Below are 16,433 nucleotides of genomic sequence, written 5' to 3' on the forward strand. Positions count from 1 at the left end.
CCGTGCGCGAACAGTCACAACCCTACAGGACAGGGGAGGCGCACTACTCCTTTCTCTTTTGCGACCCGGACGGCACTAAAACTTCAGCATGTTGATTTCGCCCACGTCCACTGTGTCACGTTTGCGGTAGATGGCAATGACCATCGCCAGCGCGACAGCGGCCTCAGCGGCGGCTACGGTAATAATGAAGATAGCGAAGATTTGACCGGTCAGATAATTCGCGTAGGGTTGCACCTGGTTGAAGTAGGAAAAACCAACCATTGTGACATTAACGGCGTTGAGCATCACCTCGATGCCCATCAATACTGCGATAGCATTGCGCTTGGCAATTGCGCCATACAGCCCAATACAAAAAAGGATGGCACCCAGTACCAGAAAATGGTTTAGCGTCAGATGCATAGCCTCTTAATCCTCCCTACCGATAACAATCGCACCCACAATCGCTACCAGCAGCACCACAGAGGCAATTTCGAAGGGCAGGACGTAGCTATAGGATGTGGGGCTGTAAAGCAATTGCCCAATCGCAACAACATTATTAATGTGGGCAGGTAGTTGATGGCCCCCGCCAGTGCTGGTATTTGAAATCGCAAGCGCACTATTGAATAAGCCGTACAAAATGCTCCCACCAACAAAGGCGCTGATGATGGCTGCAATCCACCAGAGCCTGTTCGCTGGATTTGTGCGCTGTAGCCCCCCAATGCGCGTCAACATCAGCGCAAAGAGGATCAAAATGGTTACCGCGCCCGCATAGATCAGAATTTGTACAATAGCGATGAATTCGGCGTTGAGCAGGATATAAATACCACCAGCCATCACAAACACAAAAAACAACGCAATCGCGCTGTGTACAATGTTACGAAGGCTGACTACCAGCAACGCCGCCACCACCAGGATCGTTGCCAGGATCCAGAACATAAGGGCGGCAAAGTCCATAAAAAAACCTCCGGGTAATATCGGATCGTAATTTCAGTTCTTGGACAAGAGGAGAAGATTACATTCCATTTGGTACTCTATAAGTTGTATTGTATCACCCATGACGAGCGGTAGAATACCAGTAGGTATTCTACTTAGCCAGGCAAGTGCAAACCCCTAAACGGCCTACACCTGGGGGTCATCATTGTACGAGGTCACGTCCGCGTGAGCCTCTTACCTCTCATTACACGAAAGGCTCCTGGTAGATGGTGTCACCATTACCCGGATCTGCTACCCCTTTGAGACTATACTTGTTGCAAGGGTTTGCACTGACAACGCTTGCGTCGTTCCTGGTAACGGTTCTCGTCACATGGGAGGAAGAGTGCCTGTTATCCCATTTGGGATTCTAGCAAAACATAGGAGTCATGACAAGGGGAGAAACGGGTCACCAACCGCCTTCTCTCTCAATTGCATGTCACTTTCACCAGAAGATCCACCTTTTTAGGGAGAAACATTTCGCTTCCCCATACGTCTATGCTTAATAATAGCGGGAGAAAGCTTAACCACTTTACGGCCTCATACGTATACTTACTATGGGGTCTGCCCTTCAGCTTGTGCAGCAAATTCGGGAGAGCGGGTACTTCCCTGTTTATCCTATATCACTCTGTGTAGTCCCCGTTCTATCCAGATTTGCTACACACTAGTTTGTAGACTCTCATTGTGTCACAATAGCCATGCATATTTGCCAACTTCTGAGCCAAGCAGGCGATTATAGCGCGCCTCCTTCGCGAAATATCATCTGACATGCTGTTGATAACGCTTCTGGTACATACCTGGTATGCTATAATTTTCTTAGGCACGATAACTCTAGAGTAAAAAGGCGTAGTAGAGGAACATGAGCGTAACACAAACTCCATCTGACCAGAAACAGCCTACGACTGTGCGCTGCAATAACTGCAACGCGGTCCTGCCCCCACACGCAACTTTTTGTGGCTCCTGCGGCCAGCGCATAGATAAAACCGTCAGAACCATGACCCCTATAGATCAGAGTGATATCGCTGAGCGCTATCGTATCACCTCCCTCATTCATCGCAATGGTCTGGTGCAACTCCTCTTCGCCCAGGATAATCAGTCGCATCACCAGGTCATCATCCGCGATATCGATCTCTCGGCGCTCGATGAAGCCGCTCAACAACAAGCTCTTGAAGCCGCTCAGCAAGAGTGTGAGTTGTTACGCCAGAAACGCATCCCCGATTTAACCTCTGCTATAGATCTGCGCTACTTTCAGGAGCACCTCTACCTGGTAGCGGACTGGCCTTTCGCGGGCGCAGAGAAGAAACAGGAGGCCCGACATCGCCAGACGCTGCATGACCTCCTGGAAAGCGAAGCGGGGCTTCCCGATGAAGATACGGCCATTAGCTGGGGTTATCGCCTGAGCAAGGTGGTTGAACGCCTGCATAAACAAAATATTGTTCTCGGCGACCTCGATCCGCACGCGATCCTGGTGGATGGTAACGCCTATGATGGCCTGCCAGCCCTGATGGTCTCCTGGCTTCCGGCCGCCATTCGGAACTTGCTAGATGCTTCGGCGCTGGATGACTCGACTCAGGTCACGACACGCAATCCCTTCAGCGCTCCCGAGACACAGCAAGGCAAATATGATCACAGCACAGACATCTATAGCCTGGGTGCGATCCTCTACCTCCTACTGACCGGGACGGCGCCAGACGAGGCCACACAGCGCAAAAAACGCCCCTCAACCTCGCCACGTGAGATCAATCCCCAGATTGGCAGTAAGATCGACGAGGTCGTGAGCAAGGCCCTGAGCACAGACCCAGCCAAACGCTTTCGCAGCGTCAAAGAATTCGCGGAGATCCTGCTCGACCTCTCTTCGAGCACCAAACCCGTGCGCCCAGTGAAAAACGCCAACCGTATGACACGTAAGCGCGCCCAGATTGCCCAGGAGAATCAGGCGCTCTCGCAGACGACGCAGAGGCAAACTATCACAGCGCCCGGTACTAACTCTGAGGCAACCTCTGCTGCCACCAGCGAGGGCGAGAAGACGCTTATCATTCCGAGAGATAGCGAAGCCACCGTCATTGTTCGGTCTCACCCCAAATCGCAATCACAGTCACCAGAGAAGACCGTCCCAGGGGCCGCTGTCCCGCCAAAGCCGGAGGCCAACGCCAGCGAACACACGGCGGACTCAACGACCGAGGCGGCAACAGCCTCCGCAAGCGCCATTGAGGATATCAAGACCCAGCAGATCGCAACCATTAGTAGCGAGAAAACCATCAGTATGCCAGCGCTCTCGCGACAACCCAGGGCGACCGCCGATATTGATACGCAGGCCATCGATGCCCAACCTACAATGGCATTGAGCCTGCCGCCCACACCCAAGGCTGCACCAGCGATACAACCACACCGAGAAGAAGCCTCGACCTCCCAGCCCGAGCCCGAGAAACCAGCCGGAGGGGAGAACGACAATGGCCTGGTCGCCGACCTGAAATCACTCCTGCCAGCATCCAACGCGTTGCCAGCGAAAATCAAGGAGCACCAGTTGGTGCAGCGTGTGCGCGAGCGCGTCAACGATCGCTTCCTGCCCGCAATCTCGCACATCGTTCGTTCGCTGAGCACACAGGCCAGGGAGACCAGTGCCAAGCACCCGGTGCTCCAGCAATTGCAACACTTTATCCTGGGTGTTCAGCGCCGTGATATCGCAGCCGCGGCCCTCATCGAGATTCCGCTACGTGTCCAACCAGATCAGAGCTATACGTTGCGCATCAGCATCATGGGACGCGATGAGCCGCATATTCCTGACGAGGCGACCGCCGATACTCCCCTCAGTGGACTGAGTGCTCTCGCGGCGGGTGACCTGGTACATATCGAGATCCGCACCACCCTCGTCCAGCGCCTGGCCTATGTCGTACAAAAGGCCGATATCCAGGTGCCACGCAAGGGCTACGCCGCTGAGGTCACGATTCCAATGCAGCCCTTTGAAAGCTCGGTCGCTGGACGCCGTGAACGCCTCTATGTTCATTTCACCGACGAATTTCGCAATCCACTCTATGAGCAGCCTTTCGCGGTTGAACTCTTCGTCTCGCCACTCGTACAAGCTGGCCGTGAGGGCCACGACGTCCTCACCATCCCTTTCTAGAACAGAGAAAAAGGGCAGTGGAGGCGTCGCGACCTCTCCACTGCCCTTTTTTCATACTCTAAACGCCGAAGACAAAGACGGTCCCCGCCATCATGCCAAAGAGCAGAATCAAGAGCAAGCCTTCAAGCCATACGAGCTCACCATCCCTGGTAATCTCGCTGAACAAGAAGGTCGTCAGGCCCAGTACTGAGAGTTCAACCACGCTAAACACCAGGTCCAGGCGCTGTGGCATAAAGAGACTGATCAGCACCAGGATCGGAGCCACCAGCAGGGCGATCTGGATCGAAGAGCCAGCCGAGGCCGCCAGGACCATTCCAATGCGCTTATCCAGCGACATAGAAATGGTATTAAAGTACTCGGGCAAGGCACCAATCAGGGGCAAGAAGACCAGTCCCACAAAGGCATCTTTCCAACCCAGCGTCTTCGTTACAGGCTCAATTGAGCCTACAAGAATTTCAGAAACGAGGGCCACCCCTATTGTGGCCGCGGCTAACAAGAGCAAGGAACGCCACAGGGGCGGCTTATGCTCCTGTGTCTCCACTTTTTTCGCCTCGGGATGAGCCAGGTTGGCGGCAACTGGATCAAGGGTGGTAGCAGGCTGTCCATTCTTCTGTCCAGCCTGTTCTGACTCCCCCTGCGCCTTGACAGTCACGGTGCTACGCGCCTTCTCGTGCTCCATAATAGCGTCAACGGCGCTATCGATCTTCTTCAGTGTCCCTGTCTTCCCCTGGATTCCACTCTGAATCACGTGGTGCCGATACGTGAGCAAGCGCGAGATGGCGGCCATGGAACGCGCGCCTACAGTCACGTTCAATTCCTCCTCGCCCTCCTCCGCTTTGTCACCTACATGGAAGACACTGAAGAGCACCGACGCCAGGTAGCCCACGAGCAACACCACGGCCACGTAATCCGAGAGATTATGCTCCATCGCAGGGTCATAATGGACGGCTTTAGCCTGAAAACTGGCCAGAGTAGGCAGAATCAAGCCTCCCATACAGAGTGCGAAGAGTGAGGCATACTGACTCGCGGGGCGCGTCTCAAACTTCAGGCGCCCATGCTTAAAGCCTCCTACACAAACGGAAATTCCCAGGACCAGAAGCGCATTGCCCAGGATGGCCCCAATAATAGAGGCGCTGACAACATTGACCAGACCCTGGCGCAAGGCCAGAATACTAATAATGAGCTCGGTGGCGTTGCCAAAGGTCGCGAATAGCAGTCCGCCAATGCGCTCACCCGTGTGCTCGGCGACCTCCTCAACGGCCTGTCCAATAAGCGCAGCCAGAGGCACAATGCCCAGGGCAGCAATCAGAAACAGCAGGAGTGGTGGAAGTTCAATATGCAAAAGATCAAGTCCTATCGCGATCACAGCGAAGAGCAATAGGAAATATAGCCAGCGCGGCATCTGGTTTCCCTCCCTAAACACGATAAACATTGTCTCCACATATGCCTCATCAATGAAGTGGCGCGGCTTGCTACCTCACTCTTACACGCATATGTGGGCAGAACCGTTGTAGCACGGTCTGCTCATCAGTATATCTTATTTCTCCTGTAAACGCGCATATTTTCCCAGGTACCAGCGAATGGTCATGACAAATTCGGCCTGGCTCCAGGTCAACGGGGAGACGCTCAACGGCTCACCCTGAAATGGGTGAACCTGCTCAGCCATGATACCACTGGCCAGCGCGTGCTTGTGTACCCACTCTAGCAAGGGGAGCGCCTGGTGCAAGGCATCGAGCGATTGCGCGCAGGCGATGCGATACTGAGCCAACCAGAGGGTGCAGATAAACCACGGGTTTCCTTGCGCTTGAGCCATATCGTGTGTAACTTGATAATAGTAATCGTTCTCGTAGCGGGCCATACCACCCACCTCGGTCTTCACCCAGAGAACCTGCTCCAGGGCCTGCATCGTCGCACGCAACTGGGGATCATCCAACGACAGCATCCCAAAGAGGAAGAGGCCACACAGGCTGCTGTCCAGCGTGGCATCCTTGCGGATGATACCATCCTGCTCAACAACAAGCATACGCACAAAATGCCCTCGCTGCTCATCCCAGAAATGCTGGATGGTCGCTGCTTTGATCTCTTCGGCTGCCGCCTGATACTTGGCCGCCAGGTCCTTCTCGCCAAAGAAGCTAGAGAATTTGGCCGCCGCCTGCAAGCCAGCATAGACCGCGGCATTGGTAAAGGCTAAGATGCCGCGCCGCTCCTCCCATAGGTCAAAGGAGGCACCAGGTAGGCCCGTCGTCTGCTCGCGGTAGGAGACGAGAAAATCGGCTGCGGGAACGATCAGGGAACGAAAGTGCGGAGCTACAAACTCGACATCGCGAAAACAAAGGTAGTGCTGCCAGAGACTATAGATCACCAGGGCCGTTTCATCCTCCTGAATGGGGAGTTGGGGCTTTCCCTCGTCATCGACCCAGGCCTGCCAACTACTGCCCCAGGAGCGATCTGGATTATATTTGTGCAACAGGTAGCCATCCTCCGTCAGCACGCCGGCACAGAAGTCAAAGAAGCTACGCGTAATCTCGCCATAGCCCGCATGGCTCAGGGCATTGGCGACGAGGGCGCCATCTCGTGGCCACATGTAGGAGTAGCTATCGTTATTGTAATGCTGGACGTCCGCATCATTGGCCGCCATGATCGCGCCGCCTGCGTCAATCTGCGTGCGCAGCACCAGCAAACTACGTTTATAGAGGTCAACCAGTTCTGGTGACAGGTCCGCGAAGACCTGTCCCTCCTTGTTCACCCAGCACAACCAGTAGTTACGCGTACGCTCAAGCAGGCCTTCAGCACCACGCTCACGCACGAGTTGATCGAGCCGTACAACCGCAGGTAGATCTGAGCCGACCGCGAGCCAGTGATAGGCAAGCTCACTCTTTCCTGCCTGGATGGTTGGCAGGTGGAGGGCAATGGTGCCATCCACAGAACCTTGCGCGATAGCATGACGCCCAAGCTCTCCATCTTCGGCATCGCGCCAGGTCCCCTCCGCGCCATTTACCTCTTTGACACCCGTAGCCCAGCTACTCACGCCCATCACGCATTGCTCCCCCTGGCCCACCTGCCCGCTCTGCAAAAAATAGCCCTGCTGCTTGTAGGCAATCAACGCTTGCTGTTGAGGGTAGTAAAAGACCGTATTGGCATCCCGGTCGTTCCAGATATGCCAATCGTAGTGGAAGAAGAGACGGACGTTCCGCGCCTGCTCGGCCAGGTTTGTAACCTCAATCCGCCGAATCAAAATGGGGCGATCAAAATCTACCACATCCGTGCACACCAGGCGCACTTGCAGTCGTGGATGCTCCAGCGTGACGTGGGTTACCAGCGTCTCTTTCTCATAGAGAAGCTCTCGCTGCCACTCTGGCGCGTCAAGCCAGGCAAACTGCCCATCCACCCAGATACCTGTATGCGAAATATCGCCCGCTGTATGCAGTTCCTGGCCGACATGTGGCCAGTAGATATCACGCAGGTTATAGCTTTTATCAAAGTTGACAAGCAAGTGGCCATTACCCAATGGAAGATCACGTGGCATAAAAGACTCCTTGTTTCGGATCAGAAGTAACTCTTGTGAAGATTGCTTTTTTCTGCGATACTCTATGATGCGACATAAGAAAAAAGAAGGTTAGGCACTCATGAGAAAGCGCAGCTTATTAGCACGACTACGCACTAACGGATTCTACTACCTGGTGAGTTCGCTCCTCCTGCTGGTAGTAATTCCGCTCTACCAGGTGCTGGTGCTGAACCCCACTGGCTTTAGTGATACTCGTACCATGGGTCATCTCAACGATTATCTCTTCTGGCTTGGCAACCACACGCCGCTCTTTGTTATTTATCGCGGCTTGCTCGCTATTGCCTTCGCCATTCTCTTCACCATGCCTTATACGCTCTATCGCATTATTGTAGCGCAAGAAATCCTGGGCCGCTCGCCCGATGAGGAGAGTATTGCCGAAGCCGAGATAGAGCTAGAAGAAAATGAAGAGCTAGAAGAGCTCGCTGAAGAAGAGGCCGAAGCCAACGAAATTGAGCCTGAAAAAGAGGCAACAGAAGAGAACACGATGCCTGAATTTGCCTGGCGGGGCAAGGGCTTCGCGATCATTGCGGTCTGGACGGGAACAGCTGGAATCGCTTTATTTGTGCTTGGAACAGTCCTGGGAACCATTTATCTCCTGAACGCCAGCCATGGTTTTATGCAAACGGGAGAAACGCCCGCCAACATAGGGACGTTTGATGCCATCTTTACCATTACGACCAATACCATTAGCATTGGCCTGATTGCCATCAGTTCCATGTTCTTTGGTGCTATGATTGCCCGCGCAGGTAAGCGCCTCTGGCCTGGCAACTGGCTCTGGTTTAGCTATATGGCCCTGGCAGTCGCAGCACTGTTGAGCGGAAGCGCGGTTGGCGTCGCCAGCGCGCCTTCGACGGGGCAGGCCACGCTGACCACCTTCGCCATTTTGCTCTTTGGCATATGGAACCTCTGGCATAGCATCATGCTGCTACGCCTGAAGGCGGAATAGGCAACCGACGCTGCTGAAGCACGCGTGCCTCAGCAGCGTCGGGCTACTCCTGCAAGACCTTAAAGCCCGAGCGCCAGCACAATAACGCCTCTTCTTCACGCCCCAACATCTCTAACGTTTGCGCCAGTAAACTGTAGAGATTTGCCATCTCCTGATGCGCCTGGATGCGCTTCAAACCCTCAAGTGCCTGCTTAAAATAAGTGACTGTGGTCTCCAGCAGGCTCCTCTGTGCCTCACTCTCCATATGCATCGCTTCCTCGCAGCTCACCCTCCCCATTGCCACGTAGACCTTACTCTGCATAGCAGGATTGCTCAGTTGCTCAACATGCACCATAGCGAGCTGGCTATAGTGTCTGGCCTCCTCTAATCTGCGCTCAGCCAGGCATAATTCAGCCAGCAGGGCATGATTAGTGGTTAGCAATAGGAGATCTTGCATCTCCTGCGCCACCTGTAACGCCTGAGTATAGTGTTCGCGCGCTTCACGATACTTTTCGAGATGGAAGCAGATCTGTCCAAGTGCTTGATGCAATGAGGCGCACTGCTGATGATCGGAGTGTTGCTGATAGAGGAGTAGGGAGGCTTGCCCGGCTTCATAGGCTTGCTCATACGCGCTAATAGCCTGGTAGCCTTCACAAAGGCCATGATATACACGAGCGGGCATTTCCGTTTCCTGGTAATGCTGGCAGAGCTTGAGCGTCTCAGTAAAGCACTGGAGTGCGGCCTGGGGTTGCCCCTTCAAGAGATTGGCCATTCCCAGCGCATAACGCGCTTGCATCCGCACCTTGGGCAGGTGAATCCTCCGGACATGCAGTACTTTTAAACACGTGGAGAAGTGCAGCGAGGCATCCTCATAGAGCGCCAGGTAATTGGCTACCAGTCCCAGAACAAGCAAGAAAAACGCGATACGTTCTCGCTCTAACTGAATAGTACGACCGAACTCTTGCGTTTGTGCATCTAGCATTGGCGAGAGCATACGCTCAGCCTCGCCCCATTGCTTGCCCAACACATAGGCCCAACCTGAGAGATAGGTAACTTCCTGTTGCTGTTTGTCATCCTGGGAAACACAGTTCTGCAAGATCTCAAACACACTCTCGTGTTGCCCTTGTTCTAATTGTAGATGAGCGCGATACAATATTAACTGCGTATCCAGGTTATTCGTCATGAGCGCCTCTCTTCTACACAAAAATATGTGGAATTATAACACACTTCTATGAGAAGGAGTAAGTATTTTCTAACAAAAGACTACAATAAAAGGGGGTAATAAAATACAAACGGGAGATCTTACATCTCTAACACCGCGCCCACAAAGTGATAGAGAGATTCCCGTTACACACAGTATAATCTAATATTTACTTTTACACAAGAACGTAGGACTTACAGTATCTACACCGATTCTGCATTTAGTTGGCTGCTGCTTCCTTGCAGGACGTCAAGGGTCGTGATAGACTGAGGAGCAAGTATACAGACTGACACATAGAGGCCCACATAGACAGAAGCACGCAACTCACTTCCTCCGCAAGCGAGGAATCAGTATAGAAACCGGATATTATAACCATGTATACAGACGATACACAGCAACCAGAAGAGAATGCTGCAAGAACCAGCCCCAGGAGACGAGCGATGCAAGGCTATTATCAATTGGGAGATCGTTTTGAAGGGCGGCGGGTTGTAACGATTGGGGGAGGATCAGGCACCTTCTCCATGTTATCCCACCTGAAAAAATACCCCTTCAATATCACCGCGATTGTGACCATGTCCGACAGTGGTGGTAGTTCGCGTATGCTTATGGACGAGTTTCACCGGCAACTTCCTCTGGGCGATCTCCGCCAGTCCCTGGTAGCGCTGGCGCGTCATGGTGCCCTCTGGCGTGAAGTCTTCATGCATCGTTTTGAGCGAGATGACGAGGGAACGCAGGAACAGGCCAAGGGAGGGGTCAGTGGTCATAGCCTGGGAAACCTGATTATCAAAGGCTTGCAAGATATCAACGGTGGCAACCTGTTACTCGCAATTGAAGACACCCAGGAGTTACTGGGGACAGCGGGCAATGTCGTACCAGTTACCCTCGAACCGACCACGCTCTGCGCCGACCTGGAAGATGGAAGCACCATCTGTAGTGAGACGGTCATCGACACACGAGGCAAGAAGAATCTCACCGACCTCTCTCCTATTCATCGCTTGCGCCTCATGCCTGAGAACGTGGCGGGCTGCCCCCAGGCCATTCGCGCCATTCGCCGGGCAGACACCATCATTATTGGCCCGGGCGACCTCTATACCAGCCTCCTCCCCAATTTACTGGTGCCTGATATTGCCAAAGCCATTCGTGAGTCGGAAGCCGAGAAGGTCTATGTTTGCAACCTGATGACCAAGCATGGCGAAACAGATGGCTATAAGGCCTCAGATTTTGTCAATGAAATTCATCGCTACCTGGGAGCGCGTGTCGACCGGGTTATCGTCAATACCGGAACCTTTTCTCCAGACCTGCGCGCCAAATATTTGGAGGAGCGAAGCGAGCCAGTGAGCGTCGATCACAATCGCCTTAGCAAACTGGTACCCAATATAACCACTGAGCAGCTCAACTTCGAGGGTGACACCCTGGCACGCCATGATCCTGAACGCCTGGTACGCGCCATCTTCCAGGGTCCAGACCTTCACGAGTAGAGCAAGTGCATAAGATTTGTAGGATCCATGCTGGCATGGACTCCCTCGCCCCGCAGCCCAGTAACCATCTGCTGGGAGACGCAGTCCATGCCAGCATGGACCCTACAAGCCTGGTGAAGAGTCTAACTAATAGAGGCCACGCACAATCTGTTCAAACTCCTCACGAGGGAAAGCCCGCATAGTTTGTGTGTGCATGCTGCCCTGGGCAATGGTACCTAAGATAAGGCGCGTAGCGGTCTGATCGTCTGGGACCTCGGTGATGACGATATAATCATACTGTCCCATCACGAGATAAAAACCAACAAGCCTCCCTCCGACCTCCCGCACAGCTGTCTCGAAGGCTTGGAGGCGCTCAGGGGCACTTCTGGCCTCCTGAAAACCTTGCTCAGTCAAATTCACCAGGCTAATATACGTGGGCATGCCGCTCCCTCCATGTGCATTGTTTACATACTAAAGCCCAAATAGAGTGAGAGTCATATTCGCCAAAACTATCTTCTACATGTTTCATTGTACTCCCCAATAGGCCATACAAACACAGGTACAACAAGACCAGTATTCCACGACCCAGCGGGAGCTATACGCAAATTCACCTTGGATCGCGCTACCGCAGACGCCTGGTGTGGAATAGCTTATACTCACACAAACCGGCCAGGGCCGCGCACAAAAACGCGATATCGGGATGCGTCGTCAGCACCCCCTCAAACTGGAAGAGACCACTGTCCAGAAACAGATATACAAGGAGGCCCAACACAGCCCCAATAAATGGACGCGCAAACCAGGTAATAATTACGACCATAGAATCCTGGCGCATAGTGAGCAATGCCATCGAGCGCTGAGACAATCGGCCAAGCGAAATAAGGCAGCTTATACAGCCCCCCAACAGGCCATATACAAACACCAGCCAGGGAACCCCTAACAGGGTCGCATTATCGACAAGAAACGCGCTTCCCGGGCTAAAACTACGACAGAAGGCACAGAAAAGCACACCCAGAAAGAGCGCCGAGAGATACCAGGCAAAACCCACAAACCAGGATGCCATCTGCGGAGGCTGAGGCATTCTGGCTTGCGAGAAGGGGGGTACCGAGGAATAGAGACTCGGCGATGTCACAGGGGAGGGGACGGTCTGTGAGTTGAGTTTTGTCACTGGGAGAGGCACACCCAGAAACGAGCGCTCAGATGGACGCTCTGGCATGCTCACTGGCGCCGCGAGTGGTAAGAGATAGGTATTGAGATAGGCTTCGGGTAGCTTCTGGTGCTGTGCAATGGCGGCGACGCGCTGCACAAATGCCGCACCGACTGGGTGTGACGAGGGCGAAAATACACGCAGTTGCTGGCGCACCCGCTCGGTTGCAATATAGACAATGCAGGATACATCACGGCCACGATACGTCTCATGGACTGTCGCTTTGACTGGATGAAAGAGTTGATGAGGCGGAACGGCTCCATGGACCGCGTCCAAGAGCGAAGGCGCGCTGCTGCTACGCAGGGTCAGGCTCCGTGGGACACGATAGAGGACGCCCCAGACCTCGCTTTCTCTGCCAGAACCCGGAACGACTGTCGCGATGGTCCGGCTATTGCCTTCCCCATTGTTCCCATCGCCAGGAGTCATACCAAAGAGAATATGATAGCCCTTGAGTACCGCGGGTCCATAGAGCAAGGCCTGCCCATTCAGTCCCTCTGGACTATTGAGCATCGTTGCATCCATTTCCAACGCATACTCAAAGAGCCAGACAAACTCCTGATTATCTTCCATAACCGATGCTGTTTGCTCATGTGCTCCAGGCACGGGTTGTGAGCTAAGAGGAGTTTGCTCATCCAGAGGAGCCATCTCTTCGGGAAGCGGAGGCGCTCCTGGCGCACTGGCGGGAAACAGTGACGAGAGAGGAAGCCCTGCAGGCAGCCTCTGCTCTGAAATAATAAAGCCAGGTCCGACCTTGAGCGGTCGCGGTGTATTACTACGGATGATCGAGATTGTCTCCGCATTCACTGGCTTGAGTTGATGTTCTTCCTGGGTAGCCTCGGCTTTCTCCGGCTGTTTTTGTGGGTTCTCCACAGCACTCTCCTTCATCCACATCCCCATCTCTACAAAGTGCATACTATAATTACGCGATAAATGCATGCTAAAATAAGTGGCGTTCTGTATATCAGAATACAGCTATCTCCTTATTTTACCAAATAAATAGGACTACAGGAGTAGCTAAAAAAAAGGTGCGTCATAAGCTCTATCTCTGCTCAAGCATGTGTATGGCCTGCTGCGTCTCGTGAGCAATGCTGGCGATCTCTGGCACAGTTAAGCTACCACGCTCCGTCAGCCAGCCACGAACCAGCTTTGCAGGCGTCGCATCGAAGTAATAATTACGCACCGTCACCCCGATTGGAGGCTGATCCCAGACCTCGCTGGCCTCTTTCTCCTCCAACAAATGCGCTCTCTCCGCAAATTGCGCCAGGTCATCGCTCCAACGCCGGGACGAAATCTTCAGGGTTTCACATAACACATACAAAGGCACCTGGTACCCCTGAGCAGCCCAGGCCAGCAAAGCGGTTCCAGCCTTATTCAACACGGTGCCATCCGCCAGGAGGCTATCCGCACCAACCACCACACACTGGCATTGGGGGAGAAAAATCGCGGCCTGGGCGTCCGTTAGCAAGGTCACCTGAATGTTCGCCAGGGCCAGTTGCTGCGCCATCGTTCGGCCTTCATAGCGTGGACGCCCCTCCAGCACATAGACCTGCTCGACGCGCTCACGACATGCCTCCAACGCCTCAACCAGCGTATGCGAGAGGCTACACGTCAGGACATTTCCATGGAGAGCTGGTCGTGCATGCTCTACAATCTGCTTGATAGCCGCGTCATATGCTTCCAGAAAGTCTGTCGCCTTCTGCGCGATAACCGCAACATCAGTCTCTGGCCCATGGGTAGAGCATAGGACACGGCTGACCGCGCTGGGCAAGGCCGACATCGCGGGCCGCGCAAATGCCAGCCTGCGCCCCACCGCAAAGAGCGTCTCCACCTGTTGTTGCGGGTTTATAGACTGCTCCATAGCCAGACTGCGCAGCAGGAGCACCGCTTCACGCACCAACCAGCGTGAGCCATGGTCCCGGTCTCTTACAATCTGCTCGGCTCGCTCAAAAAACTGTTGCATTGCTTCCTCCCACTATGCTCACGGCAAATACACGTAAATCCTCGTCTATCGGTCAACTCAGTATAGCAAACACGACCCTCATCTCCAGCAAAGGAGATCGCATTTGTGTTATTGTATATTTGAAGTCCAAGAAGCATTGCTCTCTCTTCTATGCATCTTATTTTTGCCCGTAGAGCGTACCATCATCCAGTCTCGCCCTTGCCATACACAAAAGCGTCGAAGGCTGGTGCATTTTGTTCTGTGCAATGTAGCACACAGGAGGATGCGTTCATGACCATTCAGGCGTCGCGAGATGCAGTTATTGTTGAAGCCATCCGCACTCCCATTGGAAGACGCAATGGACAGCTCAAGGATTGGCACCCCGTTGATTTGCTGGGACATGTGCTTGCCTCACTCATCGAGCGCACCCGGCTCGATAGTTCACTTATTGAGGATGTCATTGTTGGCTGCGTTAGCCAGGTCGGAGAGCAAAGCTTGAATGTCGCACGTAACGCGGCGCTGGCGGCAGGCTTTCCCGAGAGTGTTCCTGGTACGACGGTCGATAGACAGTGTGGCTCCAGCCAGCAGGCCATTCACTTCGCGGCCCAGGGCGTCATAAGCGGTGCCTATGATATCGTTATCGCGGGTGGTGTCGAATCCATGACCAGGGTACCTATGGGATCCTCCAGCCAGGGACCAGGAGCGCCCTTTGGGCCCCAGATGAAAGCGCGCTATGATAATAAGCTCGTTCACCAGGGCATTAGCGCCGACCTGATTGCGCAAAAATGGGAGCTTTCGCGCGCAGAGCTCGATGCGTATAGTCTTGAAAGCCATCGGAGAGCGGCACGAGCCACAGCCGAAGGCTACTTCACCTCACAGATCGTTCCGGTACCCATGCACCAGGCCGATGGCGCAGCCGCTCTTTTTAGCAAGGATGAAGGCATTCGCGCCGATACCAGCCTGGAGAAACTGGCGAGCTTACAGCCAGCCTTCCAGACCAATGGACGTATCACCGCGGGAAACTCCTCCCAGATTAGCGATGGCGCCTCCGCCGTCCTCATCATGGAACGTAGTGTGGCCGAGCACCTGGGTTATACGCCACGCGCGCGCTTCGTCGCCTTCTCCCTCGCGGGCGACAACCCCATCTACATGCTTACCGCGCCCATTCCCGCCACGCGTAAAGTGCTGGCGAAAGCCAATCTGATCCTGGACGAGATGGACCTGGTAGAAATTAATGAGGCCTTTGCCAGCGTTGTCCTGGCATGGCAACGCGAGACCGGGGCCAGCCTGGATAAGGTCAATGTCAATGGAGGTGCGATTGCCGTAGGCCATCCCCTGGGAGCCTCAGGTGCGCGCCTGACCACCGTCTTGCTGCACGAGTTAGAGCGCCGCGAGGGCCGCTATGGTCTCCAGACAATCTGCGAGGGTGGCGGGATGGCCAACGCCATGATCATTGAGCGCCTCTCCTGATATCTTCCCGTAAGGAAATAAGATGTGTGGTGGTCTGCTGGCTCCAGCCAGCAGACCACCACACATCTTATTTCCTTACGGGTTGCAGGCGCGAAGACACGCCAAAAAAGAGGCATTCATACCTCCTAGGATTAATAGGCTCTAGCGCGTCCTGGTTGTAGATCGGTGTTACAATACGAAACAACGACGCATGGTGCCACGCATATGATGCGAGTAACCACTTGACCAGACTGATAGACAAGGATAGACGCGCCCATGACCACATATAATACCGGTGACTGGATCGTTACAGAGGAAGGTTTATATATTGCGACACGCGATTTTTTGATCCGTCGCGGCTATTGCTGCGCGAGCCGTTGTCGCAACTGCCCGTATATCAACTGGCGCGAAGATCCTACCTGGAAACCCATCCCGGCAGAACACGTCCGGCGTATGCGCGTCGCCCCACGTTCCCTGGCAGCCGCTCGCTTCCTTCTCAAACAACATGAGGCGGCCCTGGCACGAGACCCGGAAACCAGCATCAATTACCATCAACGCATGGTCGCCCACTATCGCGGCCTACTAGAGCACTGGCAGGAACGATGAGAAGCGCATAAGCAAGAA

Annotated in this window: 13 protein-coding genes; 5 read left to right on the forward strand and 8 right to left on the reverse strand. The window is 54.0% G+C overall.

The features are described 5' to 3' along the window. Positions 1-75: 75 nt before the first annotated feature. Both nuoK and JMJ16_RS24335 read right to left on the reverse strand, forming a co-directional pair. Positions 76-399: an NADH-quinone oxidoreductase subunit NuoK gene (gene nuoK / locus JMJ16_RS24330; protein ID WP_236037923.1), complete on the reverse strand. Its 324-nt coding sequence runs from the start codon at positions 397-399 to the stop codon at positions 76-78. Positions 400-405: 6 nt separating this feature from the next. Continuing rightward, on the reverse strand, positions 406-933 hold the full coding sequence (locus JMJ16_RS24335) for an NADH-quinone oxidoreductase subunit J (protein ID WP_201369529.1): 528 nt from the start codon (positions 931-933) through the stop codon (positions 406-408). Positions 934-1,807: 874 nt separating this feature from the next. On the opposite strand from JMJ16_RS24335, the gene JMJ16_RS24340 reads away from it, so the two are divergent. Continuing rightward, a complete protein-coding gene (locus tag JMJ16_RS24340; protein ID WP_201385694.1) occupies positions 1,808-4,069 on the forward strand; it encodes a protein kinase in 2,262 nt (753 codons plus the stop codon). Between the two features lie 58 nt (positions 4,070-4,127). Here JMJ16_RS24340 and JMJ16_RS24345 read toward each other — a convergent pair whose 3' ends face one another. Together JMJ16_RS24345 and JMJ16_RS24350 are read right to left on the reverse strand one after the other, a co-directional pair. Continuing rightward, complete coding sequence (locus JMJ16_RS24345) at positions 4,128-5,471, reverse strand: calcium:proton antiporter (RefSeq protein WP_201385695.1); 1,344 nt, start codon at positions 5,469-5,471, stop codon at positions 4,128-4,130. 135 nt (positions 5,472-5,606) lie between these two features. Beyond that, positions 5,607-7,595: a glycoside hydrolase family 15 protein gene (locus JMJ16_RS24350; RefSeq protein ID WP_201385696.1), complete on the reverse strand. Its 1,989-nt coding sequence runs from the start codon at positions 7,593-7,595 to the stop codon at positions 5,607-5,609. Between the two features lie 100 nt (positions 7,596-7,695). On the opposite strand from JMJ16_RS24350, the gene JMJ16_RS24355 reads away from it, so the two are divergent. Further along, positions 7,696-8,580 (forward strand): hypothetical protein, encoded by an 885-nt coding sequence (locus JMJ16_RS24355; protein WP_201385697.1) that lies wholly within the window; start codon positions 7,696-7,698, stop codon positions 8,578-8,580. Positions 8,581-8,623: 43 nt separating this feature from the next. Here JMJ16_RS24355 and JMJ16_RS24360 read toward each other — a convergent pair whose 3' ends face one another. Further along, positions 8,624-9,742 carry a tetratricopeptide repeat protein gene (locus JMJ16_RS24360; RefSeq protein ID WP_201385698.1) on the reverse strand — a complete coding sequence of 373 codons (1,119 nt, stop codon included), beginning with the start codon at positions 9,740-9,742 and terminating at the stop codon, positions 8,624-8,626. 458 nt (positions 9,743-10,200) lie between these two features. Here JMJ16_RS24360 and yvcK point away from each other — a divergent pair, with 458 nt between their 5' ends. Then, a complete protein-coding gene (yvcK, locus tag JMJ16_RS24365; RefSeq protein WP_201369535.1) occupies positions 10,201-11,238 on the forward strand; it encodes a uridine diphosphate-N-acetylglucosamine-binding protein YvcK in 1,038 nt (345 codons plus the stop codon). Between the two features lie 126 nt (positions 11,239-11,364). Here yvcK and JMJ16_RS24370 read toward each other — a convergent pair whose 3' ends face one another. The 3 genes from JMJ16_RS24370 to JMJ16_RS24380 form a co-directional block, all read right to left on the reverse strand. Continuing rightward, the gene (locus JMJ16_RS24370) at positions 11,365-11,658 is read right to left on the reverse strand and encodes a GYD domain-containing protein (RefSeq protein WP_201369536.1); all 294 of its coding nucleotides are present in this window, start codon (positions 11,656-11,658) and stop codon (positions 11,365-11,367) included. A 181-nt stretch (positions 11,659-11,839) separates the two neighbouring features. Then, complete coding sequence (locus tag JMJ16_RS24375; protein ID WP_201385699.1) at positions 11,840-13,291, reverse strand: gamma-glutamylcyclotransferase family protein; 1,452 nt, start codon at positions 13,289-13,291, stop codon at positions 11,840-11,842. A gap of 169 nt (positions 13,292-13,460) precedes the next feature. Then, the gene (locus JMJ16_RS24380; protein WP_201385702.1) at positions 13,461-14,381 is read right to left on the reverse strand and encodes a translation initiation factor eIF-2B; all 921 of its coding nucleotides are present in this window, start codon (positions 14,379-14,381) and stop codon (positions 13,461-13,463) included. Between the two features lie 270 nt (positions 14,382-14,651). On the opposite strand from JMJ16_RS24380, the gene JMJ16_RS24385 reads away from it, so the two are divergent. Both JMJ16_RS24385 and JMJ16_RS24390 read left to right on the forward strand, forming a co-directional pair. Beyond that, on the forward strand, positions 14,652-15,830 hold the full coding sequence (locus JMJ16_RS24385) for a thiolase family protein (protein WP_201385703.1): 1,179 nt from the start codon (positions 14,652-14,654) through the stop codon (positions 15,828-15,830). A 255-nt stretch (positions 15,831-16,085) separates the two neighbouring features. After that, complete coding sequence (locus JMJ16_RS24390) at positions 16,086-16,415, forward strand: DUF5522 domain-containing protein (protein ID WP_201385705.1); 330 nt, start codon at positions 16,086-16,088, stop codon at positions 16,413-16,415. Positions 16,416-16,433 lie beyond the last annotated feature (18 nt).

The organism is Ktedonobacter sp. SOSP1-52 (assembly GCF_016587395.1).